Origin of the sequence: Melissospora conviva, from assembly GCF_049523535.1 — a bacterium.
Taxonomy (GTDB): domain Bacteria; phylum Actinomycetota; class Actinomycetes; order Mycobacteriales; family Micromonosporaceae; genus Melissospora; species Melissospora conviva.
Genome location: NZ_JBLLDT010000004.1, coordinates 127,746 through 151,693, shown reverse-complemented (window position 1 = coordinate 151,693; position 23,948 = coordinate 127,746). Strand labels below are relative to the sequence as shown.

The following is a 23,948-nucleotide window of genomic DNA, read 5'->3' as shown; positions in this document are numbered from 1 at the left end:
TCGATCCCGGCCCGCCGCACGGCTGCCGCCGTCGAGTATGGCCCTTCGGCGACCACCACGGAGCCCATCCGCGCCGGTCGGGCAACTCGCATCGGCCAGGGGCGCAGCGACGCCCGGAAGATCCATCACCGTCAGGCGGTAACGACCTGCACTCCGACGCCGCGGAACGCCGCCACCAGGTCCGGATCGGCGCCGGAGTCGGTCACCAGGGTCTCCACCCGCTCGATCGGGCAGATCCGGGCGAAGGCGTGACCACCCAGTTTGGAGGAGTCGGCGATGATGACCAGGCGCTTGGCCCGGGCGACCATCAGGTTGTTCATCGACGCCTCGCCCTCATGGTGCGCGGCGGCACCCAGCTGCGGGTCGATAGCGTCCACACCGAGCAGAGCGATGTCCAGGGTGACCTCGCGCAGCAGCGCCCCGCCGAGCGGGCCGACCAGCTCGAAGGACTGCGGCCGCACGACTCCGCCGGCGACGACCACCTTCATCTTGGAGCGCACCAGCAGTTCGTTGGCGATGTTGAGAGCATTGGTGACGACGGTCAGTTGCGCGCCGTCGGCGCTGGCGTTCAGGTCCGGGCGGACCGCCAGCGCCCGGGCGACCTCGGTGGTGGTGGTGCCGCCATTGAGTCCGACCACCATGCCCGGCGAAACCAGCGCGGCGGCCGCAGCACCGATACGCTGCTTCTCAGCGGAGTGCTTGGCGGTCTTGTAGCGCAGTGGGAGGTCGTAGGAGACGCCGTTGGCAACGGCGCCGCCCCGCGTCCGCGTGATCATCTGCTGTTGGGCGAGCTGGTCGAAGTCACGACGGATGGTGGCCTGGGAGACCCCGAGCCGCGCGGCGGCGTCCTCGACGCTGACCCGGCCGCTGTCGGTCAGCAACTCGAGCAACGCGTTCCATCGCGCATACCGGTCCACTCAAGGCCTCCACTGCACATACGGTGATTGATTGCGTGCACAGTAGTGCGCAAAACCGGCCTCAAGCAAAAAACACCCGGGCGGGGCCCTCGGGTCAGTTGCCACCATCTATCAACACGCGCAGAATGGCGCGCGAAAGGTCGGCGAACCGAGCGGCATCGCGCAGGGTGCGCCAATCGCGAGGAGGTCACATGTCGTCCTTCCCGATGGGCCCGACATGACCGGCGAAGTGATCGTCGCCATCGACGTGGGCGGCACCACCATGAAGTGCGCCCTGGTACACCCGCACGGCCGGATGCTGCACACCGAGCGGCACCCCACCCGCCCGGAACGCGGCGCCGACGCCGTCACCCGCGACATCGGCGACATCGCCGCCGCCCTCGCCGAAAAGGCCCGCACCGACGGCCTGACCCCGATCGCCGCCGGCATCGTCGTCCCCGGCGTCGTCGACGAGGCGAACGGCATCGCCGTCTGGTCCGCCAACGTCGGCTTCCGCAACGTACCGCTGGGACGGCTGCTCAACGAGCGGCTCGGCGTCCCCACGACCATCGGCCACGACGTACGCGCCGGCGGACTCGCCGAGGCCCGCATCGGCGCGGCCCGGCTCAGCAGCCACGTCCTCTTCCTCGCCATCGGCACCGGGATCGCCGCCACCCACGTGATGAGCGGACGGGCCATCGTCGGCGCCAACGGCACCGCCGGGGAACTCGGCCACATCGTCGTGCGCCCCGGCGGACCCCGCTGCAGCTGCAGCCGGCACGGCTGCCTGGAGGCCGTAGCCTCCGCCTCGGCCGTGGGCCGGCACTACAGCGAACGCGCCGGACGCACCGCCACCGCCGCCGACGTCGCCCGGCTCGCCAGGAGCGGCGACCGGCTGGCCTGCCAGATCTGGCGCGAGACGGTCGACGCTCTCGCCGACGGGCTGGCAACCGCCCAGTCCATGCTCGACGTGGAGACGATGGTGGTCGGCGGCGGCCTGGCCCTGGCCGGTCAGCAGCTGCTCGAACCGCTGCGGGCCGGGCTGCACCACCGGCTCACCTTCCACAAGGAACCCCTGGTCGTGCCGGCCGCGCTCGGCGACGCGGCCGGCTGCCTCGGCGCGGCGCTGATGGCACGACGAGCACTGGAGACAAGGCGATGACCGTACGGGTGAGCGGCCGGGTCGTGACCCCCGCCGGTGTCCTGCCGGAAGGCTGCGTGGAGATCCGCGACTCGATGATCACGGCCGTGGCCGAATACCCGACGGCCCGTACCGGGCACTGGGTGCTGCCCGGTTTCGTCGACATGCACACCCACGGCGGCGGCGGGCACACCTTCACCACCGGCGACCCCGCACAGGCCCGGGGCGCGGCCGAGTTCCACCTCGGGCACGGCACCACCAGTCTGCTGGCGAGCCTGGTCAGCGCCCCCTTCGAGCTGATGCGCGACGCCACCGCGGCCTTCGCCCCGCTCGTCGCCGACGGGGTTGTCGACGGGCTGCACTTCGAAGGGCCGTACCTGTCACAGCGGCGCTGCGGCGCGCAGAACCCGGCCCATCTGCGCGACGCCTCCCTCGACGAACTCGGCGAGCTGATCGCCCTCGGCGGCGGCGCCGTACGGATGGTCACCCTCGCCCCCGAACGCCCCGGCGCCCTCGCCGCGATCGAAATGCTCACCGCCAACGGTGTGGTGGCCGCGATCGGGCACAGCGACGCCGGCTACGAGCAGACCCTGGCAGCCGTCGAGGCCGGCGCCACCGTCGCGACGCACCTCTTCAACGCCATGCCGGCCGTACACCACCGCGAGCCGGGGCCGGTGCTGGCGCTGCTGGCCTCCCCGGGCGTGATCTGCGAGCTCATCGCCGACGGCGTGCACCTGCACGACGGCACCCTCACCTTCGCCACCGCCGTGGCCGGCCCCGACCGGTGCGCGTTGATCACCGACGCGATGGCGGCGGCCGGCATGAGCGACGGGGCGTACGAGCTGGGCGGGCAGGCCGTGACGGTCACCGACGGCGTGGCCCGGCTGACCGACAGCGGGGCGATCGCCGGCAGCACCCTCACCCTCGACGCCGCGCTGCGCCGGGCCGTCGCCGCCGGCATCGACATCGTCGACGCCGCCCTGATGGTGGCGACCACCCCGGCGCGGGCGATCAGGCTCAGCGGCCGGGGAGCGCTGGTCCCCGGCTACCGGGCCGACCTGGTCGTCCTCGACGAGGAGTTCAACGTCGTCAAGGTGATGCGGGCCGGCACCTGGGTGAGCTGACGCGCCCGGCCGCTCAACGCTCGCCCGGCTCCGCCCCGAGCACGGCCTGCTCGTCCGGGCGGTGCACCAGCACGTCGGCGAGGAAGGACTGGACCGCGGCGGCGAGTCCGACATCGCGCCCCGCCGCCTCCGCCAGCCGCCAGCGGTGCTCGACGACCTGGGTGAAGAGCTCCGCCGGCTCCAGCTTCTGGCGCAGGTGCGCCGGCACGGCCCGGACGACCGGCTCGAAGACCTCCGTCAACCAGCGGTGCGCCGCCTGCTGCTCGTCGGTCAGATCGCTCTCCGCGCGGTAGGTGTCGAGGTCGTTGAGGAGCCGCCGGGCCTGGTTGTTCTCCGCGTCCAGCCCGGTCAGCCGCATCAGCCGCCGGCAGTGGTGCCCGGCGTCGACGACCTTCGGCCGGACCAGGTACCGACCGTCGTCCACCAGCGACATCGCCACCTCGGCGACGTCGAAGCCCAGCTCGTTGAGGCGCCGGATCCGGCCCTCGATGTCGTGCCGGGCGCTGCGCTCCACCGCCTGCTCATAGGTGATCTCGTGCCAGAGCCGCTCGTAGCGCTGCACCACCTCGCTGCTGACCTGCTCCGGGTCGATCGACTCGTGCAGCAGCCCGGCAGCCTGCAGGTCCAGCGCCTCGCCGAAGATGTTGAGCCGGGCGAGTTCGACGTCCTCGTTGCGCTGGCCGTTGGAGAGGCTGCGGTGCAGCGCACTGGTCTCGGCGTCCACCAGATAGGCGGCGAAAGCCCCCGCGTCGCGGCGGAAAAGGGTGTTCGACAGCGAACAGTCGCCCCAGAAGAAGCCGGTCAGGTGCATCCGCACGATCAGCGCGGCGAGCGCGTCGAGGAGCCGCTCCATCGTCTCCGGGCGCAGCATGCGGGAGAAGACCGCCCGGTACGGCAGCGAGAACTGCAGGTGCCGGGTGACCAGTACCGGGTCCAGGGGCTCGCCGTCGTCGGTGTGCCGCCCGTCGACCACCGCGACCGCGCGCACGGCCGGGAAGTCAAGACGTTCCAGGGAACGCAGCAGGCCGTACTCGCGTTCGGCGACCCGCTCGCCGGTCTCCTTGACCGCGTAGACGGTGCCGGCGAGGCGCACGAAGCGCACGACGTGCCGGGAGATGCCCCGGGGCAGCGCGACGAGCTGGTCGGCCGGCCACTGCTCCAGCGGGGTCGACCAGGGCAGGTCCAGCAGGGCCGGATCCACCAGGGCCGAAGTGATACGCACGATCTCCAGAATGCCGCGCCGGGACCGGTTCCGCTCCCCGAGGTGGCCCGGCCCACAGCGTCGCCTCCGGCGGCAGCGCGGCATCGCTACGACGACGCTCCACGGCGTCGGCGGCACACCGGCCGATCGGCGAACGGTGTCGGCGGCGCGCCGGTGGGGCGCCACCCGCAGGGCCGGTAGCGTGGGCGCGTGCAGGAGACCACCACCGCCCCCCGCAGGCTGCGGCTGCATCCGGTACGCCCGGCCTGCTGGTGCTTCGACACCGTACTGCTGGCCGCGTTCGTGGCGCTGACCGTGGCGCTGGCGTCGGGGTACCTGCTGGGGCTGGACATCGCGGTGGTCGACTGGGCCGACACCCACCGGCCGGACTGGGCGTACTGGACCGCGCGGATTTTCAACTACCTCGGCCAGGGCACCCCGCTGATGGTGATCGCCGTACTGCTGGGCGCGCTGCTGGCATGGCGGACCCGTTCGGTACGCCCGCTGCTGCCGCCGGCCGCCGCCTGGTTGCTGATCTACGGCGTCGTCGGGCCGTTGAAGCTCACCACCGACCGTGCGGCGCCGAGCGCGACGTACAAGGAGCCGTTCCTGTCCCAGGCCGACGCGGTGGAGCTCTTCCACACCGCCGGGGTGTACGGCCGCTCGTACCCGTCGGGGCACGTCGTCAACACCATCGTCTGGTACGGCGTCCTCGCGCTGCTGCTGGCGGCGCTGCTGCGCCACGCCGGACGGCCGCTGCCACATCCGGCAGTGCTGGCGCTGCGGGTGCTGCCGCCGGCGATCGTGCTGGTAACGACGACGTACCTGGGGTGGCACTGGTTCACCGACTCGGTCGCCGGGCTGCTGCTGGGCCTCCTGCTGGACCGGCTGCTGCACCGGATCCCCTGGGACGACCTGCCGCTGCCCGGCCGGCTGCGCGCCTGGGGCCGGCCGGCCCTCTACCGCTCGGTGTAAGCGGACAGACCGGCAAGCGCCGCGCCGCGCCGGCGGCGAGGTGACCCCCCGGTCGTACGGGACGGCCGTGCGCCCCGTCGGCCTTCAGCGTTGCCCGTCCCGCGGCGCCGGCAACGTTGCCGTCTCGCCGGCCGGTGCCGCCGCGGTGCTGGCCTGATGCAGCAGCCAGGTGAGCCCGGACTGCCGGGCGACGACCATCAGCTGGTCGCCGGCGGCGAGCGGATCGCCGGCGCCGGGTGACCAGTCGGGGCGTACCTGCCCGGGGCGGGAATGGGCGATGACCCGCACCGACCCGGCTTTCCCGGCGTCGGCGAGCGTCGTGCCGTCGAGGCTCGACCCCTCCTGCACCCGTACCTCGGCGACGACCAGCGCGTGCCGACCGACGGGGATGGTCGCTATCACCGAACGGTGCAGCAGCGCCGCGGTGAAGGAAGGCGCGGCCAGGTAGGAGACGCTGCGGGAGATGTCGATGCCGAAGGCGGTCTGGATGCGTTCGGCGAAGTCACCGTCGAAGAGGCGCAGCACCACCCGCAGGTCCGGCTGGATCGCCCGGCCGTTCAGCGCGGCCTGCAGGTTGGCGACATCGTCGGTGGAGAGGACCACCAGGGCCGCGCAGCTGTGCACCGAGGCGGCGCGCAGGGTCTCCTCCAGCGCCGCGTCGCCGACGATCAGCGTGATGCCGAGCCGGCGGGCCAGCACCGCGCCCCGCGGCTCGGGGGCCTTGTCGATCGCGACGACCTCGATGCCGAAGTCGTTGAGCTGGGCCATCACCCGCGTGCCGACGTTGCCGAGGCCGACCACCACGACGTGTCCGCGGCGCTCGCCCTGCTCCCGGCCGGCGGTGAGCGCCAGCCGGGCGTTGACGACCCCCTCGACCACCGCCGCGGTGATCAACGGAACCAGTGCGAGCCCGGCGAGGCTCAGCACCACCTGCATGATCTGGCCGCTGGCTTCCTTTTCGACGTCGGGGTCGGCGCCGCTGAGCGTGGTCACCAGGGTCAGATAGATCGCCTCCCAGATGGAGACGTGCTCGGCCTGCGAGGTGACGTAGCCGAGGATCGCGATCAGCGCCAGCACCGCGATCGTCGCCATGCCGATCTTGCGGGTGGCGAAGGAGCGCAGCGCGTGGGTCACCGGCCACTTCCGCCAGTGCCGCAGCCGGTTCCTGCGCCGGGCCTGCACCAGCCGGCGGGCCGCGATCTCCGTGCCGGGGGCCTGCCCGGTGGCCTCGGCGAGCACCAGGTCGGCGTCGGCGTCCGGCAGGAGCCGGAGCCGGTGCTCGTCGCGGGTGTCGGCCAGCCCGCAGACGACGTCCTCGGGCCGGACGTCACTGCGGCGGGCGACGTGCAGCGTACGGCCGTCGCGGCGGAAGTGCGTCGGCGCGACCTCGCCCAGCGCGGCGGCGACGAAGGCGGGCGCGGCCATCGAGGCGTCGGAGAGCATCGCCAGGTCGGGGAAGAGCCGCCGTACGCCGGTGGCGAGGTTGGTGTTGAACATCCGCATCACCACCCGCAGGCTCGGCTCGACCTCCTGGGCGCAGAGCGCGGCGTGGATATTGCCGACGTCGTCCTGGTCCAGCAGCGCCAGGCCCTTTGCGCCGACCAGTCCGGCGGCGCGGAAGGTCGCCTCGTCGAGCCGGTCGGCGCGGATCACCCGGACGCCCTGCAGGCGCCGCAGCTGCGCGGCGTCGGCCTGCCGCCCGGGCAGCATGAGCAGGGTTATCCGCAGGGGCGAGCCGTCGATCTCGGCTTCCAGCAGACCGTTGAGGACGTGGAAGACGAGCGCGTCGTGCCCGCACACCACGAAGTGCGGGCGAGGGTCGGGCCCGCGCAGGCGCACCTTCGGACCGGACTCCCCCACCCGCCGCATCCGGAACCGCCAAGGGTCTGCCATGTGCGGGATCGTAGTCATCGACGGGTACCCGCCACAGCCCGCGCATGTCGCGCAGCGCGACGGGTACCACACCGCCCGTGCAGACATTCCTGCCCTATCCGGACTTCGGCCGCACCGCGCAGGTCCTCGACCAGCGCCGACTCGGCAAGCAGCGGGTCGAGGCCATCCAGGTGCTCCGCGGCCTCGTCCGCCCCGGATACGGCTGGCGGCACCACCCCGCGGTCAAAATGTGGACCGGCTACGAGGAGGCACTCGTCCGGTACGGGCTGGACATCTGTGCGGTGTGGACGGCCGGGGGCCGCGCGGACACCTGCGCCACCACCCTGACCGCCGACCTGGCCGCCGGTTGCGGCATCACCCGGGTACGCACCGAGGAGGAACTCGCCGTCGCCGGTGAGCTGCCGCCCTGGCTCGGCATGCCGGAGCTGCACCTGAGCCACCGCGCGTCGCTGCTGCGCAAGGATCCCGGGCACTACTTCCCGATCTTCGGCGACCTGCCGGACGTCCCGTACGTCTGGCCGTTGTCGGACCGGGACCGGCCGTGTCCGTTGCCGCCGCCGCACTGATCGGGCAGGCTGGATCCGTTTTCGCCACAGAAGCACCGATTCATGGGGAAAGGCACTCATGGAGCTGTCACGGCCGCTGGGCCGGCTCATCGGCGTACGCCCGCACGTGGTCGAGCCCGGCGGCGGTGGCCCGAGCCGGGTCACCCGGCCGGTCGAGGTGCTGGTCGTCGGCGGCGGCATCGCCGGCATGTCGGCGGCGGTGGTGCTCGCCGAACGGGATGTGCGCGTGACGGTGCTGGAGGCCGCGCACACCCTCGGCGGCCGGCTCGGCGCCTGGCCGGAGCGGCTGGCCGACGGCACCACGCAGACCGTCGAACACGGCTTCCACGCCTTCTTCCGGCAGTACTACAACTGGCGGTCGATCCTGCGCCGCGCCGACCCCGCGCTGGCGATGCTCAAGCCCGTCGCCGGTTATCCGATCCTGTCGCGCCAGTGGCCGGCGGAGGAGTTCGGCAACCTGCCGCCGGCACCGCCGCTCAACCTGCTGGCGCTGCTGCTGCGCAGCCCGAGCCTGCGCCTGCCCGAGCTGCGCGGCATGGACCGGGACGCCGCCCTGCCGCTGCTGACCTACGACCCGCAGCGCACCTACGCGGAGCTGGACGGCACCACCGCCGCCGAACTGCTGGACTCGCTGCGGCTGCCGGACCGGGCCCGGGCGATGCTCTTCGAGGTCTTCTCGCACTCGTTCTTCAACCACGAGCGGGAGATGTCGGCGGCCGAACTGGTGGCGAACTTCCACTTCTATCTGCTCGGCAACGGCGAAGGGCTGGCCTTCGACGCCCCCGACGAGGACTACGCCGAGGCGATCTGGCGGCCGCTGCGCGCCCATCTCGAACGGCACTCGGGCGAGGTGGTCACCGGCAGCCGCGCCACGCGGCTGCACCACAACGGCGACGGCTGGCAGGTGCACACCGGCGACGGGCGGACGTACCGGGGCGACCAGGTGGTGCTCGCGCTCGACCCGCCCGCGCTGGCGGCCCTGTTCGCCTCCTCCCCGCAGGTCGCCGCGGCGGCTCCCGCGCTGACCCGGCAACTGGCCACCTTCGGTCGCCCCGGACCGCCGTACGCGGTCGCCCGGTACTGGCTCGACGGGGACGTGGCGGCCCGGCGCGCCGTCTTCAGCGGGGTGTCCCGCCAGCCCACCCTGGACTCGGTGACCCTCTACCACCGGCTGGAGCGGCCGTCGCGGCAGTGGGCCACCCGCACCGGCGGTTCGGTGGTCGAGCTGCACGCGTACGCCTGTGAGCCCGGGGTGGCCGCCGAGGAGCTGGGTGAGCGGATGCGGGCCGAGCTGGCTCTGCTCTGGCCGGAGGTGACCGGGCTGGCGGTGCGGGAGGTGCGGGCGCGGGTGGAGGCGCAGGCCCCGGCCTTCACCCCCGGTGCGTACGCCGACCGGCCGGGGGTGGTGACCGAACTGCCCGGGCTCTTCCTGGCCGGGGACGGCATCCGTACCGACTTTCCAAGCGCACTGATGGAGCGGGCGGCGGCAACGGGCATCCTCGCCGCCAACCACATCCTGCGCACCGCCGGCGCCGCCACCGAGCCGGTCCACTCGATCCGGCCGCGCGGCCTGCTGGCCGGCCGGGCCGCCCAGCGGACCCGCTGATCGGGGCCGTCCGCGCCGTGGCCGGTGGCTGCCGGCCGCGCTCAGCGAGGCAGGGGCACCGGGCGCAGCGGCCGGTAGAGGGTGTAGCCGCCCATCGTGGTGATCTCCACCGGGGTGCCGTCGGCGGCGAACCACTGCGCCAGCGCGGCGTCGCCCGGTGAGCCGGTGACGAAGGCGAACGTCTGCTCCGGCACCGCCGCCACCTGCGGCGCATAGGCGGCGTAGCGGTCGTAGCCGGGATGCAGCCGCTCGTCGAGAACGGCGCAGCGCACCCGTTCCCCGGCGAGATAGGTGACCAGGTTGCAGGTCCAGTAGTCGCTGTAGAGGGCGGTGGTGCCGGCCCGTGGCAGTTCGGTGGCGAGCAGCCGCTGACCGTCGTCGATCGCGCTGATCTCCTGCCGCCGCATCAGGACGGTGCCGCTGGCGGTCAGCCCCAGGGCGGCGACGAAGGCGAGCCCGGCGATGCCGGCCACCCGCACCGGCCGGCCGACGGCCCGGCGCGCCGCCCACCAGAGCGGCCAGCAGACCGCCGGAGTGGCGATCAGCAGGCCGTGCAGGTAGCGGGCGCTCTCCCAGGGCGTCACTGCCGCCGCGTCGTCGCGGACGTACATCAGCACCGTGATCGCCGCCGCGACAAGCAGCGCGAGGCGGCCGGCCTGCCGGGTCCGCTCCCGGTCCTGTGCGGCGGTCCGCTCTGGCCCGGCCTGCGCCAGCGTCGGGTCGGCCTGTGCCATCGGCGGGCTGGCCTGCGCCAGCGTCGGGTCGGCCTGCGCCAGCCGCGGGCCGGCCGCGGCGCGTCGGCGCCACAGGCCGCGCGCCGCGGCCACTGTGGCGGCGATCAGCAGCAGCCCCCAGAGCGGCGCCCAGGCGACCTGCCAGGGTTCGCACCGGCCGTAGCCGCAGAAGCCCTGGGCCAGCGGCACGCCGAGCAGCACCCCGCCGTGGAGGCGCTGCGCCCAGCCGGTCTCCGCGGCCCCGTCGCTCATGTTCAGGAAGGTGGCGATGGCGCCATTGCCGACGGGCTGGGTCAGGTCGTGCCAGAGCAGCGGCGCGATGCCGAGCAGCAGGCCGCCGAGCAGGGCGAGGCCGGGCCGGCCGAGGAGGGGCCGGGCGCCGGGCAGCAGCAGGAGCAGCGCGGCGACGGCGACGTAGGGGGCGACGAGCCAGTCGTTCCAGATCAGCAGTCCGGCGATGAACCCGAAGGCCAGATAGAGCCCGTACGCGTGGCGGGCCGCCGCACCGCGGAAGCCGAGGGCCACCGCGATCAGCAGGAGCAGGGCGGCACCCGGGTTGATCTCCGGATAGCCGCCGCCGGCGACGAACTGGTTCTGGATCACCCGGTGCGAGCCGAAGGCGAGCAGCCCGACGATCGCGGTGGCGAACCACGGCGTGTAGAGGCGGCGGGTCAGCTGCCACATCGCGAGCAGGAAGACCGCGTAGAGCATCAGCAGCGGCAGTCGCAGCGCCCAGATGTCCGGCCCGGCCAGGGCCACCACGGGCGCGGCCAGGTACGCCTCCAGCGTGCCCATGTAGTGCTGCCCGTAGAAGTAGACGGGCAGCTCGCGGCCCTGGCTGATGTGCAGCGCGGCGAGGCCCATCGTCGCCTCGTCGGAGTTCGCCGGCGGCACTCCGGCGGCGAGCAGCACCACCCGGTAGCCGACGCCGGCCACGCCGAGCAGGAGTGCGGTCAGCGCTGCCTGGCGCCTGCGCGTCCGGCGGTGCTCCCCCTCGACGGCTCTCTCGCCGGCAACGTCGGTCTGCAGCTGCATGGATCGATGGTTACCACACAAATACCTGTGATCCGGAGAAATCGGAAATATGGCTGAAAGGCGATTTGCGCCGCTTACGCTCTTGGCCGTGACCGGCTGCTACCGAGGCGACCGGCCCGGCCGAGGGGTGCGGCGGATCCAGCAGCCACAGGAGACAGTCGTGCAGTTGCGCAGAAACCGGTGGAGCAGAGGCGCCACGATCAGGCAACGGGTCGACGAGGCACGTGCCGCAGCCGACGGCGACCCGCCTGCGGCGGTCTCCGACGGCGAGCGCGCCGCCGTCACCACAGCGCTGCGGCTGGGCTGGTGGATGGCCGACACGTACCACTACACCCAGCACCAGCACCGCGTCCCGGGCGGCCGCGAGACCACCGCTCCCCGCAAGCTGAGCAACCTCACCGAGATGGCGCCGCGGCTACGGCTGCGCATGTACCTCGACGGGGTCGACACCGCGCTGCGGGAGATCGGCGCGCAGATCCGCACCCCTGCCGCCGCACCGGCCACGGCCGCCGCCCGCGAGCTGGCCGACGCCCTCGACCGCGACGGCAGCGCCACCGAGGCGGTCCTGCTGGCACTGGACGCCCTCAACGTCGAAGTCCTGCGCTGGACGATGGCGAGCAACTACCGCCTGGGGCTTGCGTACCGGCTCGGCCGCTCGCTCGCCGACACCGCCCGCGACTGCGGCCCGGAGCAGCTGGTGTGGCGCTTCGGCGGGCGGCACCAGGAGATCTGCCGCTGGCTGGACGAGCTGGCGAGCGTCCTGCCCCCGTTCGCCGCCCCGGTGGTGGGCCGCTCCGTGCAGGCCTGGGCCACCCGGGTGCGCCAGGCCCACCATGACCCGGACCGGCAGGCGGAGCTGACCGCCCTCGCCGGGCGGTTGCGGGAGCAGGGTGCGCTCTGGCAGGACGTGCTCACCGGCGGCCTCGACCCCCGTGACCTGCTGGACGAGGCGAACTACGCCGCGATCGCCCGCAACCTGCTCTCCCGGGACCGCCGGCTGGTCCGCCAGGCGACCCGGGGCGTCTTCCTGCCGGTCCTGGTGCCGCTGCTGTTGTTCCTCGGCGGGATCGTGACGATCGGCGCCGTCACGGCCGCCGGATCACCACTGACCCGGACCGCTATCGCCCTGGCCGGCATCGGCGCCGGCCTGGCCGGGCTCTGGCGCACCGTCTCCCGTCCCGCGCTGGCCCTGGCCCGGGAGGTCAACCGGCCGCTGCTCGCCATCGAGCTGATCACCGAGATGGCCCGCTGCGTCACCCGCCCCCTGCGCACACCGGCTCTGCCCGCCGACACCCCGGAGCCGGTACGCCCGGCCCAGTCCGCCCCGGCCGCCAGCCCCGGCTGAAACCGCTCTCAGTCCGCTGTGGTGGGCCGGTCGGCGCGCAGGACCCAGCCGAAGTCCGGCGTACGGCGCTCACCGAAGGCGGCGACCCCCTCGGCGGCGTCACCACTGGCGCGCACCAGGCCGTGCCACTGCGCCAGCCGGGCCGGATCGACCTCGCCGGCGGCGACCATCCGCACCACGTCCTTGGTGGCGACCACGCTGAGCTGGGAGCGGGACGCGATGGTCGCGGTCAGCGCGGCGACCCGCTCGGCGAAGCCGTCGGCGGCCACCACCTCGTCGACCAGCCCCATCGCCGCGGCCCGCTCGGCGCCGATCAGCTCGCCGGTGAAGATCAGGAACTTGGTCGCGGCGGGACCGATGAGCTGCACCAGCCGGCGGGTGGTCGGGGTCGGATAGACCAGCCCCAGCTTGGCCGGGGGCACCCCGAAACGCGCCTCGGCGGAGGCGATCCGCAGGTCGCAGGCGACGGCGAGCTGACAGCCACCGCCGATGCAGGGCCCCTCGATCGCGGCGACGGTGGGCTTGGCGAACGCAGCGAGGCGCTCCTCGGCCGCGACGGCGACGCTGGCATCCCCGGCGTCGAGCAGCTCGTCCAGGTCGCCGATGTCGGCGCCGGCGCAGAAGCTGCCGTTCGCGCCGGTGAGCACCAGGACCCGTACGGCCGGGTCGGCCTCTATCCGGTCCAGCAACGGCGGCAGCGCCCGCCACATGTCCGGCGTCATGGCGTTGCGCCGGGCCGGGTTGCGGATCTCCACGGTGGCGACCGCGCCCTCGATCGCCACTTGCAGGCCCGGACCGTTCTGCTGCGTCGACATGTCTGCACCTCCCGTTGCGCGCCGACCCTACCGGCCTGCTCGCGCGCCCCGACAGTTCCGTCGGCCCGGCCGCCGTCGGCAGCGGCTGACAGTCCGACCGCAAACGGCAGTGGCCGACGGTCGCACCGCACGCGGCAGTGGCCGGCAACCGCACGGGGTGCGACTGCCGGCCACCTGCCGGGCGGTCACGCGGACGCCGTCACCACAGCCGTGGCCGGCGCCCGCGTGAGCAACGCGGACGTACGGGTCAGGAGACGTTCACCGCCGTGTCGTCGACGACGAAGGACGTCTGCAGCGAGTAGTCCTCGGAGCCGAGGAACCGCAGGGTGACCGTCTGGCCGGCGTAGGACGCCAGCGAGAAGGAGCGCTGCGTGTAACCGGTCGCCTTGTTCAGGTTCGAGTACGTCGCCAGCGTGGACAGCACGGTCCCTGCGGAGTTGAGCACCTGCACCTGGAGCTTGTCGTACTGGGTGCTGCTGGTGGTCTCCGCCGAGTCGATGTGCAACCAGAAGGTGAAGTTGTACGTCGTGCAGCCCGCCGGCAGGGTCACCGACTGGGCGATGTTCTCGGTGTTGGTGGTGCCGTTGCCGTTGAGCCAGGCGACCCGGGTGCCGCTGCGGGCCGGCTGCGCGCTGTACGAGCCGATCGCCGCGGTGGTGCCGGTCCACGGGCTGGTGCCCGACTCGAAGCCCGGGTTGCCGAGCTTCTGACCCGCGCCGGTGCAGCCGCCGCCACCCGAACCCACGGTCAGGGTGTAGGTGGTGCTCTTCGTGCCGGAGGTCGCGGCACCGCTGATGGTGACGCTGTAGGTGCCGGCCGGGGTGCTCGACGAGGTGCTGATCGTCGCGGTGGACGAGGCGCCCGCGGTCACCGAGGCCGGGCTGAAGGCCACGCTCGCGCCGGCCGGCAGTCCGCTGGCCGAGAAGGTGACGGTCTGCGCGGCGCCGCCGGTGACGGCCGTGGAGATGGTGGTGGAGGCCGAGCCGCCGGCGGTGACGCTGCCCGAGGTCGGCGAGGCCGCCACGGAGAAGTCGTTGCCGGTGGAGCAGGTGGCGTCGTTGCCCGCCACGTTCACCGCGGTCCAGGCCGCCTGGACGGCCTTGTACTCGGTGCTGCACGCGCCGTACAGGTCGGTCGCCGCCCGCAGGGTGTACGCCCGCGAGGTGTTGGCCGGGTTGCTGGTGTTGACGTAGGAGGTGTTGGAGGTGAAGTACACGTCCAGCGCCCGGTACCAGATCTTGGCGGCCTTGTCGCGGCCGATCGGGGTCACCGCGGGGGCGGAGCCACAGATCGGCGAGGTGCCGTACGGGGTGGCCCCGGTGCCCTCGGCGAGGTTGAAGAAGAAGTGGTTCGCCGGGCCGGAGGAGTAGTGCACGTTGACGTTCTTGGTCGTGGTCGACCAGCAGGAGTGCGAGCTGCCGTCCAGCGACGGGTTGTACATGTAGCGCAGCGGCGTGCCGTTGCCGTTGATGTCGATCTTCTCGCCGACCTGGTAGTCGCCGGGGTCGGCGCTGTTGCCGGCGTAGAACTCGACCATGTTGCCGAAGATGTCGCTGGTCGCCTCGTTGAGGCCACCGGACTCACCGGAGTAGGTCAGCCCGCCGGAGACGACCGAGGAGGTCACGCCGTGGGCCATCTCGTGTCCGGCCACGTCGATCGCGACCAGCGGCTTGGCGTTGCCCGACCCGTCGCCGTAGGTCATCTGGGAACCGTCCCAGAAGGCGTTGACGTAGTTGTTGCCGTAGTGCACCCGGCTCGGCACGCCGTTGCCGTTGCCGAAGATGCCGTTGCGGCCGTGGACGTTCTTGAAGTAGTCGTACGTCTTCGCCGCGCCGTAGTGCGCGTCGACGGCCGCCGACTGCCGGTTGCTGGTGGCGCCGGTGCCCCACGTGTTGTCGGCGTCGGTGATGGTGGTGCAGCTGGAGGTGCCGTTGTTCATGTCGCAGGTGCGGCCGTTGCCCCGCGTCGGGTCGATCATCTGGTAGGTGCTGCCGGAGAGCGTGGTGTCGACGGTGACGGTGCCGGAGTAGATGCTGTGCCCGGTGCCGGCCACGGTCTCGATCTCGTCATAGGAGCCGATGAACTCGCCGCTGACCGCGTCGGTGATGACGTGCAGCTTCGAGGGGGTCTGCCCGTCGGGGGCCCAGCCCTCGACGACGGTCTCCCAGGCGAGACGCCCGGTCCCGCTGCTGGCGTCGACGAAGAGTTCGGGGGCGCCGGTGCCGGTGCGCTTGCCCTCGAAACGCGCCTCGGCCACCTTCGCCGCCTTCGCGGCCGGGATCTTGGCGGTGGTGTCGACGGCCAGCGGCGCGGTCAGCCCCACCGACGATCCGGTGTAGCTGCCGTCGGGGGCGGCGTGGACGACGAAGTCGCCGCCGTAGACCCGCAGTCCCTTGTAGCTGCGGGTATAGCGGGTGTGCTTCGCGCCGGAGGCGTCCACCGCGGTCTTGTAGACGGCGTACGCGTCGTGGGCGGTGCCGCGGACGGCGGCCCGGCCGGACTTGAGTACCTCGGTGGCGCGCGGGGCGGGGTCGGGGGTGACGGCGGGGGCCGCCTGGGCGGTACCGACGATGCCGGTCAGCATGGTGCCGGCCAGCAGCACGGCGCCGACAGCGGCGAGGGGTCTTCTCACTTGCCCTCCTGGGGGATCCTTCACGTGACAGCCGTACTGTCACGCATGTAGATATAGCGATACGGAGGGCCCACCGGTAATGGGGCGTTCTATCGATGGATGGAGGTCGATCAAAGTGGTATACGCGTCCACCGCGGCGGGGGAACGGAACGGCCGCCGGATCCGTCCAACCGGCATGCATCGACTTCGATTGAGCGCCGCCGTCGCCCTCCTCGCGCTCCTCGGCGCCGCCGGCTGCACCGACGACACCCCGGATCCGGTCAACAGCGGCGACCCGAGCGCAGCGGCGAGCGTCCCGCCCACCGCTGCGGCCTCGCCCGCCCCGACCGCCCCGGCGCCCGGCAGCGGCGACCCGGCTATCACCATCCCGCCGCCGGCCGCCGACGAGATCCAACTGGTCCGCACCGGCGGCCTCGCCGGGGTCAGCCAGATCATCACCGTCCGGCCCGACGGCGCCTGGACCTCCACCGGCAAGGGAACCCAGACCGGCGACGGACGGCTCACCGCCGCCGACCTCACCGAACTGCGTACCCTCGCCGACCGGCTCCCCGACCAGGGCGCGCTGGCGATCGGCGGCCAGTGCGCCGACGCCTTCACCTACACGCTGACCGCCGCCGGCGAGGTCTACGTCTTCACCGACTGCCCGACCGCCCCCCAGGCGCCGGAAGCCGCCGGCAAGATCGCCGAACTGCTGGTACGCGCCACCGGCTGAGCCGTTTGCCGCCGGCGCCGGCGGGCATCAGGGCAGTCATGTTCTTCGACGGATTCCGGCTGGAACACATCGACGTCGGCGAGACACGGTTGCGGGTCCGGCACGGCGGCGACGGCACGCCCGTGCTGCTCCTGCACGGCCACCCGCGTACCCACGCCACCTGGCACCGCCTCGCGCCGCTGCTCGCCGCCGCCGGGCACACGGTCGTCTGCCCCGATCTGCCCGGCTACGGCGGGTCCGGCAAGCCCGCCAGCCGCCCAGACCACCGGCCGCACTCCAAGCGGGCGATGGCGCAGGCCTGCGTACGCCTGATGAAGGCACTCGGCCATCAGCGCTTCGCGGTGGTGGGGCACGACCGGGGCGGCTATGTCGCGTTCCGCGCGGCGATGGACCACCCGGAGCGGGTCACCCACCTCGCTGCCCTGGACGTGGTGCCGATCGGCTCGGCTCTGGCGCGCTGCGACGCCCGGTTCGCCGCCGCCTGGTGGCACTGGTTCTTCATGGGCCAGCCGACCCCGACCCCCGAGCGGGTGATCAACGCCGACCCGCAGGCCTGGTACGCCGCCCGCCCCGGCAACCGGCGGGAACTGATGGGCGAGGAGGCGTGGCGGGACTGGCAGCGGGCGATCTCCGACCCGGAGACCGTGCACGCGATGTGCGAGGACTACCGGGCCGGACTCACCGTCGACCGCACCGACGACGACGCGGACCAGCGCGCCGGACGCCGCCTCGCCTGCCCGGTGCTCGCCGTCTGGGCCGAAGGCGACGACCTGCCGGGTCTCTACGGCGACGTGGCCGCCGTCTGGCGCGAGTGGAGCGACGACGTACGCGGCGTCGAGTTGCCGGGCGGCCATCACCTCGCCGAGGAGGTGCCGGCCGAGCTCGCCGCCGAACTGCTGCCCTTCCTGGCCGGTGCCCGGAACGCGGCGCCCGCAGGGCCGCCCGGCAGTTGAACCCGCGGCCCGCTGCCCCGGCCGGCCCGCCCTCTACAGTGAGTTGCTCACCGCCTGCTTTCCGGCGGCCCGTCAGCCCCCGAACCCAGGAGCCCGCCGTGAAGCTCTCCATCATCGAGCTGGGGACGGTCGCTCCCGGCAGCACCGAACCCCAGGGGCTGGCGGATGCGCTCGAGACGGCCCGGCACGCCGACGCGGCCGGCTTCCACCGGGTCTGGTTCGCCGAGCACCACCTGAGCCGGATGGGCGCCTCGCACCACCCGGAGCTGCTGATCGCCGCGGCGGGAATGCAGACCCGCGGCATCCGCATCGGCTCGGGTGCGGTGCTGATGAACCACTACAGCCCGTTCAAGGTCGCCGAGATGTTCGCCCAGCTGGAGGCGATGTTCCCCGGCCGGGTGGACCTCGGGATGGGACGGGCGACCGCCGGACCGGTGATCGACATGGCGCTGCAACGGGACCGGCAGCACCCGGCCCAGGCCGACCATCAGCAGCAGGTGCTGGAGACCCTCGCCTGGCTCTACGGCGCCTTCCCGGCCGACCACCCGTTCGCCGGCAACCCGCTGATCCCGTCGCTGGCCGGACTACCGCAGACCTGGCTGCTCGGGTCCAGCCCGAACGGCTCGAACCTGGCCGCCGGCCTCGGCATCGGATACACCTTCGCGGGGTTCATCAACCCGGCCGGTGCGGCGCCGGCGCTGCGCCACTACCGGACGCAGTTCCAACCGCAGGGCTTCGGGCTCACCTCGCCCCGGGCGATCCTCGCCGTGAACGTCACCGTCGCGGAGACCTCCGCGCAGGCGCAGCGGCTGGTCGGCTCGGCGAAGGCCTTCTACGCCCGGCTGCGCCGCAGCGGCGGCGGCGCGCAACTCCCGGCCGCGGACGAGGCCGAGCGGGAGCTGACGACCACCGAACGGGAACAGCCGACCTCGATCGTCGACGGGCAGTGGCCGCAGTTCGTCGCCGGCAGCCCCGACGAGGTCCGCGCCACCCTGGAGCAGATGATCGAGCTGAGCGGCGCGGACGAGCTGATGGTCCAGAACCTGATCGCCGACCCGGACGACCGGCGGCACTCCCACACGCTGCTGGCCGAGATGTTCGGCCTGTCACCACGGCACTGAACGCCGAGCAGTTGTTCGTGCCAGGTGAAAGGACAGGCGCGCGACCTGCCAACCGGATCGCTTCTCGCGTTAGCCTCGAATGATGACCCCCGCCACCGCCACCGCCGCCCCGGAAGCCGAGGCGCCGCCCACCGGCAACCCCGCCGCCCCCGGCACCCCGCCCGCCCTGCCCGCCTTCGCGGCCGACCTGGCCACCGGCGTATGCGGGACCGCCGCGCCCCTGCACCCGACCTCGCCGCTGACCGGCGAACCCACCGTGCTGATGCCCGGCAGCAACGCGTCCGACGTCGAGGCCGCCTTCACCGCCGCGAAGGCCGCCCAGCGCGACTGGGCCGACACCCCCGTCTCCCGGCGTGCGGCGATCATGCTGCGCCTGCACGACCTGATCCTCGACCGCCAGGCCGAAGGCCTGGACCTGGTGCAGCTCGAAGCCGGCAAGGCCCGCCGGCACGCCGTCGAAGAGGTCCTGGACTGCGCGATCAACGCCCGCTACTACGCCCGTACGGCCGCGAAAGCGCTGCGTGCGCACCGCCGGGGTGGGGCGCTGCCGGTGCTGACGCGTACCCGGGAACTGCGCTTCCCGATCGGCGTGGTCGGCGTGATCTCCCCGTGGAACTACCCGCTCGCGCTCGCCACCGCCGAGGTCATCCCGGCGTTGATGGCCGGCAACGCGGTCGTGCACCGCCCCGACCCGGCGGGCATGCTCAGCGCCCTCTGGGTCCGGTCGCTGGCGATCGAGGCCGGGCTGCCCGCCGAGACCTGGCAGGTCGTCTGCGGTGAGGGCGCCCTGATCGGGCCGCTGATCACCGGCCTGGCCGACCAGGTGAGCTTCACCGGCTCCACCCGCGTGGGCCGGGAGGTCGCCGCCGAGGCCGCGCGCCGCCTGGTCCCGGCCTCGCTGGAACTCGGCGGCAAGAACCCGCTGGTCGTGCTCGACGACACCGACCTGGAGAAAGCGGTGGAGGGCGCGATCCGCGGCTGTTTCGCCAGCGCCGGCCAGCTCTGCATGTCGATCGAGCGGATCTACGTGCCGCAGTCGCGCTACGACGAGTTCCTCGCCCGTTTCGTGGAGCGGACCGCCGCGCTGCGGCTCGGCATCGGCGGCGACTTCGACGCCGACATGGGTTCGCTCGCCTCGGCCCGCCAGCTCGACACCGTCACCGCCCACCTGACCGAGGCGGTCGCCGCCGGCGCCACCGTGCAGACCGGCGGACGGCACCGCCCCGACATCGGCCCCTTCGTCTTCGAGCCGACCATCGTCACCGGCGTCACCCCCGGGATGCGGATGTTCGCCGAGGAGACCTTCGGGCCGGTGGTCGCCGTCTACCCGTACGCCGACGTCGAGGAGGCCGTCCGGCTCGCCAACGACAGCGCGTACGGCCTCAACGCCGCCGTCTTCAGCGGCGACAACCGGCGCGGTGAGGCGGTCGCGGCGCGCATCGAGGCGGGCGCGGTGAACGTCAACGACGGCTACGCCGCCGCCTGGGGCAGCATCGACGCACCCAGCGGTGGCTGGAAGTCCTCCGGCCTCGGCGGCCGGCACGGCGTCGACGGGCTGCTGCGCTTCACCCGCGTCAAGACCGTGGCGCTGCAGCGCGGCATGGACCTGGCGCCGCGCTACCAGCGGCCGGGCGCGGAGAGCGCGGCCTGGCTGAAGCGGATGACGTTCGCCCTGCGACTGCTGCGCCGCAGCGGCCTCTGAAACACGGTGGCCGCCACCTGGACCTGACGGTTGTCAGCCGTTGACGCCGACGGCCGTCAGGACCAGTCGCAGTAGTCCTCCGCCTGCCTCGCCAACATGTCCGACTGGTCAAGGCCACAGAGGATGATGCCCGAGAGGTCGAGGTCCCAGGTCCGGATCGTGCCGTCGTACCGCTCGGTGGCGCAGGTGACGCGGAAGTCAACCCGGACCTCCCGCAGGCCGAGGTACTCGACGTACCGGCCGTCTGTCCCGAGGGTTTGCCAGTCGGTCGAGCCTTGCGGATCGGTGCGGCGGCCCTCGTCGAGCGGCAGATCCGGATGACGCTCCCGCGCCTTCGTCAGCAGCCAGGGCGTCCAGCCCGGCCCCTCCGGAAGGCCCGCGACGGTCAGCACCCGCTCCTGGTCGTCGAGCGGCACGACCGCCGAGTCCTTGTTCCGCGCCTGGACGGTGAAGACCTCGACGCGGGTGAGCACCTCCTGGGGGAGAGCAGACTCGAACGACGCCTCGGCCCGGTCGGGACCGCACGCCGGCGCTGCCGTGCTGGCCTCGGCCGCCGGAGCCGGCGGGTCGGCAGGGCTGGTGCAGCCGCCCGCGGTGAACGCCACCGCGACCGCCGGCAATGAGAGCAACCGCCATGGAGAGCGCACTCCGCGCCGGCTCCGGAGGCGGTTCCCTGGCTGATACGTCATGCGCGGAGTGTGGCAAGATCGCGCAACTCGCAAGAGCGTGGTGATTTCCGCCTTGCGCTCACTGATCAGTGGGCGCGTGCGACTCCTCGACCGGTTCGATCGAGATGTACGCGGCAAGCGCGCGGAGAAAGTCGGGCGCGTCGAAGATCCGCCCGGCGGAGGCGACACCGCTGGTCCTCGTCCGGCCGTCGAGGAGGCGCTGAACCGCCTCGGCCGCCAGCGGCGCGCTGACGGCGTAGATGTCGCGGCCGTGCGCGGCGACCCGTCGCCGTACGCCACCGGAGCGCACCACGACGTCGACGGTGAACGTCTGGTCGGAGCGGCCACTCTCGTCGGCCGCGGTCGGCGCGGCGGCGCCGGGGGCGGCGAGGTCCCGGGCCGCCTCGGTGCTCATGTAGGTGCGGACCTCGGGGATCGCGAGGTGGCTGGGGACGGTGACGACGTCGGCCATCGTGAAATCGCCGAAGACCTCCCTGGTGCCCGCCGGGAACTCCCACTCCAGCACCGGCAGGTCGCCCTCGGCCGCGTAGTACTCCAGCCGGCCGCCCGTGTAGCGGACCCGCCGGCCGTCGCGCCGGTCCCGGGAGACCGCGCCGGCGGCGAGGGTCCCGGCCGTCGGGTGCCAGCTGCTCAGCCCGTACGCGACCTGCACCTCGTCCGCCGTGTCCCAGTCCCCCATCGCCGTGGTGACCAGCAGGTCACCGAGGCCGCCGAAGAAGGCCATCGCCGGCACGACCGCCACGCCGGCGTTCCGCGCCCGCTCGGCGAAGTGCGCGAAGGTGTCGGCATTCGCCTCGATCTCGGCCGCCACGTCGACGTACGGGATCCCGGCGCGCAGGGCTGCCTCGATCACGGGCGCCCCGGTGGAGGCGAACGGGCCGGCGCAGTTGACGACGGCGGCCGCGCCCGTGAGCCCCGCGTCGAGCGAGGCCGGGTCGTCGGCGGACGCCACCCGGTACTCAAGGCCCGTCGCGAGCGCCCGGAGCTTGTCCGGGTCGCGCCCGAGCAGCAGCGGGGAGAAGCCGCGCTCGCGCAGCTCGGCCACCACGAAACGCCCGGTGTGCCCGTACGCGCCGAAGACCGCGACGGTCTGGCTGGAACCCATCTCTACCCCCGTGAAAGATCGACTGGGACCAGTCTCCCGGCGGCGACAGGCTCGGGCCAGTGTCCGGAACGCCTTGAGCCGTACAGTTTCGGACATGGCCACGCTCGCGATCGCCGCCACCGACGGGATGCTCCACTTCGAACTCGCGGCGGCCTGCGAGATCTTCGTCCGCGACCCCTCCGGCCTCGCGGACCCCTGGTACGACCTCGTGGTCTGCGGCCCGGGGCCGGTCCGGATCGGCCGGTTCCTGATGGAACCCGACGACGGGCTGGAGCGGCTCGCCCGCGCCGACACCGTGATCATCCCGGCGATCGAGGACGTTGACGCGGAGGTGCCGGCCGAGCTGATCGACGCCGTCCGGGCCGCGCACGAGGCGGGCGCCCGGCTGGTGGCGCTCTGCACCGGCGCGTTCGTCCTTGCCGCCGCCGGGGTGCTGGACGGGCTGCGCGCGACGACGCACTGGGCGCACACCGACGTACTCGCCGCCCGCTACCCGCGGGTGCAGGTCGACCCGGACGTGCTCTACGTCGACAACGGCAACGTGCTCGTCTCCGCCGGCAAGGCCGCGGCGATCGACCTCTGCCTGCACCTGATCCGCCGCGACCACGGACCGACCGTCGCCAACGCCGTCGCCCGCCGCCTGGTGGTGCCGCCGCACCGCGCCGGCGGGCAGGCCCAGTTCGTCACCACCCCGGTCCCGGCCCGCGACGACCATCCCCTCGCCGACCTGCTCCCCTGGGCGCTGCAACTTCTGGACCGGCCGCTGACCGTGGAGGACCTGGCGCGACAGGCAAAGATGAGCTCACGCCACCTGGCCCGCCACTTCCGCTCGGCGACCGGCACCACGCCGCTGCAGTGGCTGGCGACGCAGCGCATCCGGCGGGCGCAGGAGCTGCTGGAAAGAACCGACGACAGCATCGAGGTGGTCGCGCGGGCGGCCGGCATGGGGACGGCCACGACGCTGCGCCGGCACTTCAGCCGCGTGGTGGGCGTGCCGCCGGACGCGTACCGGCGCACCTTCCGCAGCGCCGGGCCGCCACACGCTCAGGAACGGTCGCAGTAGGCACCCGCCAGTTTCACCACTTCCGACTGGTCCTGCGGCGCGCTACAGGCGATGAGGCCCGACAGCATGCTGTCCCAGGTACGGATCGTGCCGTCATGCCGATCGGTGGCGCAGGTGAGGTGGAAGGGCAGCCGGACCTCGCGCAGACCCCGGAAGGAGACGTACCGGTCGACCTTGTCGAACCCGTCCGGGAATTCGGAGGACTCCTGCGGGCCGATATGGTAGCCCTCGTCGAGCGCGAGGTCCGGGTACTGGGCCTTGGCCCGGGTCAACAGCCACGGCGTCCACTCGGGACCCTCGGGAAGGCCTTCGACGGTCAGCCACCGCTCCTGATCGTCGAGCAGGATGATGCTGCCGTGCGGGCCGCTCCTGCTCGGTTTCTCGATGTCAAACACCTCGACCCGGGTCAGCATGTCCTGCCGGGTCATCGGATCGAGCGCCAACTCAGCCTGTTGGGGCGCACACGCCGGCGCTGCCGTCGTCGGGTTCGCGAGCGGAGCCGACGCGTCGGTTTGGCCGGTGCAGCCGGCCACAGCGAGGAGCACGGCAACGGCCGCCAGCGAAACGAGCCCTCCCCACCGGACGCGACCCGCACTTCGGCTCCGAACGCGTATCGCCGGGCGATCACTCATGCGCGGAT

The 23,948-nt window shown here is 73.0% G+C and carries 20 protein-coding genes; 11 read left to right on the top strand and 9 right to left on the bottom strand.

The annotated features are described in order from the left end of the window. Positions 1-131: 131 nt before the first annotated feature. Complete coding sequence (locus ACK8GG_RS12075) at positions 132-917, bottom strand: DeoR/GlpR family DNA-binding transcription regulator (RefSeq protein ID WP_440349398.1); 786 nt, start codon at positions 915-917, stop codon at positions 132-134. A gap of 157 nt (positions 918-1,074) precedes the next feature. Here ACK8GG_RS12075 and ACK8GG_RS12070 point away from each other — a divergent pair, with 157 nt between their 5' ends. Both ACK8GG_RS12070 and nagA read left to right on the top strand, forming a co-directional pair. Further along, on the top strand, positions 1,075-2,058 hold the full coding sequence (locus tag ACK8GG_RS12070; protein WP_440353323.1) for an ROK family protein: 984 nt from the start codon (positions 1,075-1,077) through the stop codon (positions 2,056-2,058). Then, the gene (nagA, locus tag ACK8GG_RS12065; protein WP_440356322.1) at positions 2,055-3,161 is read left to right on the top strand and encodes an N-acetylglucosamine-6-phosphate deacetylase; all 1,107 of its coding nucleotides are present in this window, start codon (positions 2,055-2,057) and stop codon (positions 3,159-3,161) included. The genes ACK8GG_RS12070 and nagA overlap by 4 nt, the downstream gene beginning before the upstream one ends. A gap of 13 nt (positions 3,162-3,174) precedes the next feature. Here the strand turns inward: nagA and ACK8GG_RS12060 are convergent, their stop codons facing one another. Further along, entirely contained in the window at positions 3,175-4,383 is a 1,209-nt protein-coding gene (locus ACK8GG_RS12060; protein ID WP_440356321.1) for a DUF4032 domain-containing protein, read from the bottom strand. 189 nt (positions 4,384-4,572) lie between these two features. On the opposite strand from ACK8GG_RS12060, the gene ACK8GG_RS12055 reads away from it, so the two are divergent. Then, positions 4,573-5,337, top strand: a complete 765-nt coding sequence (locus tag ACK8GG_RS12055; RefSeq protein WP_440356320.1) for a phosphatase PAP2 family protein — start codon at positions 4,573-4,575, stop codon at positions 5,335-5,337. Between the two features lie 84 nt (positions 5,338-5,421). Here the strand turns inward: ACK8GG_RS12055 and ACK8GG_RS12050 are convergent, their stop codons facing one another. Beyond that, on the bottom strand, positions 5,422-7,230 hold the full coding sequence (locus tag ACK8GG_RS12050) for an NAD-binding protein (RefSeq protein WP_440352390.1): 1,809 nt from the start codon (positions 7,228-7,230) through the stop codon (positions 5,422-5,424). 77 nt (positions 7,231-7,307) lie between these two features. On the opposite strand from ACK8GG_RS12050, the gene ACK8GG_RS12045 reads away from it, so the two are divergent. Further along, positions 7,308-7,796 (top strand): MSMEG_6728 family protein, encoded by a 489-nt coding sequence (locus ACK8GG_RS12045; RefSeq protein ID WP_440349392.1) that lies wholly within the window; start codon positions 7,308-7,310, stop codon positions 7,794-7,796. 58 nt (positions 7,797-7,854) lie between these two features. Further along, positions 7,855-9,402, top strand: coding sequence for a hydroxysqualene dehydroxylase (locus ACK8GG_RS12040; RefSeq protein WP_440352388.1), 1,548 nt, complete (start codon positions 7,855-7,857; stop codon positions 9,400-9,402). Between the two features lie 41 nt (positions 9,403-9,443). Here ACK8GG_RS12040 and ACK8GG_RS12035 read toward each other — a convergent pair whose 3' ends face one another. Next, on the bottom strand, positions 9,444-11,171 hold the full coding sequence (locus ACK8GG_RS12035; RefSeq protein ID WP_440356319.1) for a glycosyltransferase family protein: 1,728 nt from the start codon (positions 11,169-11,171) through the stop codon (positions 9,444-9,446). A gap of 160 nt (positions 11,172-11,331) precedes the next feature. On the opposite strand from ACK8GG_RS12035, the gene ACK8GG_RS12030 reads away from it, so the two are divergent. Continuing rightward, positions 11,332-12,516, top strand: coding sequence for a hypothetical protein (locus ACK8GG_RS12030; RefSeq protein ID WP_440356318.1), 1,185 nt, complete (start codon positions 11,332-11,334; stop codon positions 12,514-12,516). Between the two features lie 8 nt (positions 12,517-12,524). Here the strand turns inward: ACK8GG_RS12030 and ACK8GG_RS12025 are convergent, their stop codons facing one another. Then, positions 12,525-13,331 (bottom strand): enoyl-CoA hydratase/isomerase family protein, encoded by an 807-nt coding sequence (locus ACK8GG_RS12025; RefSeq protein ID WP_440356317.1) that lies wholly within the window; start codon positions 13,329-13,331, stop codon positions 12,525-12,527. Positions 13,332-13,578: 247 nt separating this feature from the next. Next, positions 13,579-15,963 carry a M4 family metallopeptidase gene (locus tag ACK8GG_RS12020; RefSeq protein WP_440356316.1) on the bottom strand — a complete coding sequence of 795 codons (2,385 nt, stop codon included), beginning with the start codon at positions 15,961-15,963 and terminating at the stop codon, positions 13,579-13,581. A gap of 190 nt (positions 15,964-16,153) precedes the next feature. On the opposite strand from ACK8GG_RS12020, the gene ACK8GG_RS12015 reads away from it, so the two are divergent. The 4 genes from ACK8GG_RS12015 (at position 16,154) to ACK8GG_RS12000 (ending at position 20,451) form a co-directional block, all read left to right on the top strand. Further along, positions 16,154-16,675 (top strand): hypothetical protein, encoded by a 522-nt coding sequence (locus ACK8GG_RS12015; RefSeq protein ID WP_440356315.1) that lies wholly within the window; start codon positions 16,154-16,156, stop codon positions 16,673-16,675. Between the two features lie 38 nt (positions 16,676-16,713). Next, a complete protein-coding gene (locus ACK8GG_RS12010) occupies positions 16,714-17,628 on the top strand; it encodes an alpha/beta fold hydrolase (protein WP_440356314.1) in 915 nt (304 codons plus the stop codon). A gap of 98 nt (positions 17,629-17,726) precedes the next feature. Next, on the top strand, positions 17,727-18,749 hold the full coding sequence (locus tag ACK8GG_RS12005) for an MsnO8 family LLM class oxidoreductase (RefSeq protein WP_440356313.1): 1,023 nt from the start codon (positions 17,727-17,729) through the stop codon (positions 18,747-18,749). An 82-nt stretch (positions 18,750-18,831) separates the two neighbouring features. Beyond that, on the top strand, positions 18,832-20,451 hold the full coding sequence (locus ACK8GG_RS12000; RefSeq protein ID WP_440356312.1) for a succinic semialdehyde dehydrogenase: 1,620 nt from the start codon (positions 18,832-18,834) through the stop codon (positions 20,449-20,451). Positions 20,452-20,507: 56 nt separating this feature from the next. Here the strand turns inward: ACK8GG_RS12000 and ACK8GG_RS11995 are convergent, their stop codons facing one another. Then, a complete protein-coding gene (locus ACK8GG_RS11995) occupies positions 20,508-21,080 on the bottom strand; it encodes a hypothetical protein (protein WP_440356311.1) in 573 nt (190 codons plus the stop codon). Between the two features lie 118 nt (positions 21,081-21,198). Further along, positions 21,199-22,245 (bottom strand): saccharopine dehydrogenase family protein, encoded by a 1,047-nt coding sequence (locus ACK8GG_RS11990; RefSeq protein ID WP_440356310.1) that lies wholly within the window; start codon positions 22,243-22,245, stop codon positions 21,199-21,201. Between the two features lie 94 nt (positions 22,246-22,339). Between ACK8GG_RS11990 and ACK8GG_RS11985 the strand changes: the two genes are divergently transcribed. Then, positions 22,340-23,308 carry a helix-turn-helix domain-containing protein gene (locus tag ACK8GG_RS11985; RefSeq protein ID WP_440356309.1) on the top strand — a complete coding sequence of 323 codons (969 nt, stop codon included), beginning with the start codon at positions 22,340-22,342 and terminating at the stop codon, positions 23,306-23,308. Here the strand turns inward: ACK8GG_RS11985 and ACK8GG_RS11980 are convergent. Then, on the bottom strand, positions 23,290-23,940 hold the full coding sequence (locus ACK8GG_RS11980; RefSeq protein WP_440356308.1) for a hypothetical protein: 651 nt from the start codon (positions 23,938-23,940) through the stop codon (positions 23,290-23,292). The two genes, ACK8GG_RS11985 and ACK8GG_RS11980, sit on opposite strands and share 19 nt — an antisense overlap. Positions 23,941-23,948: the final 8 nt, after the last annotated feature.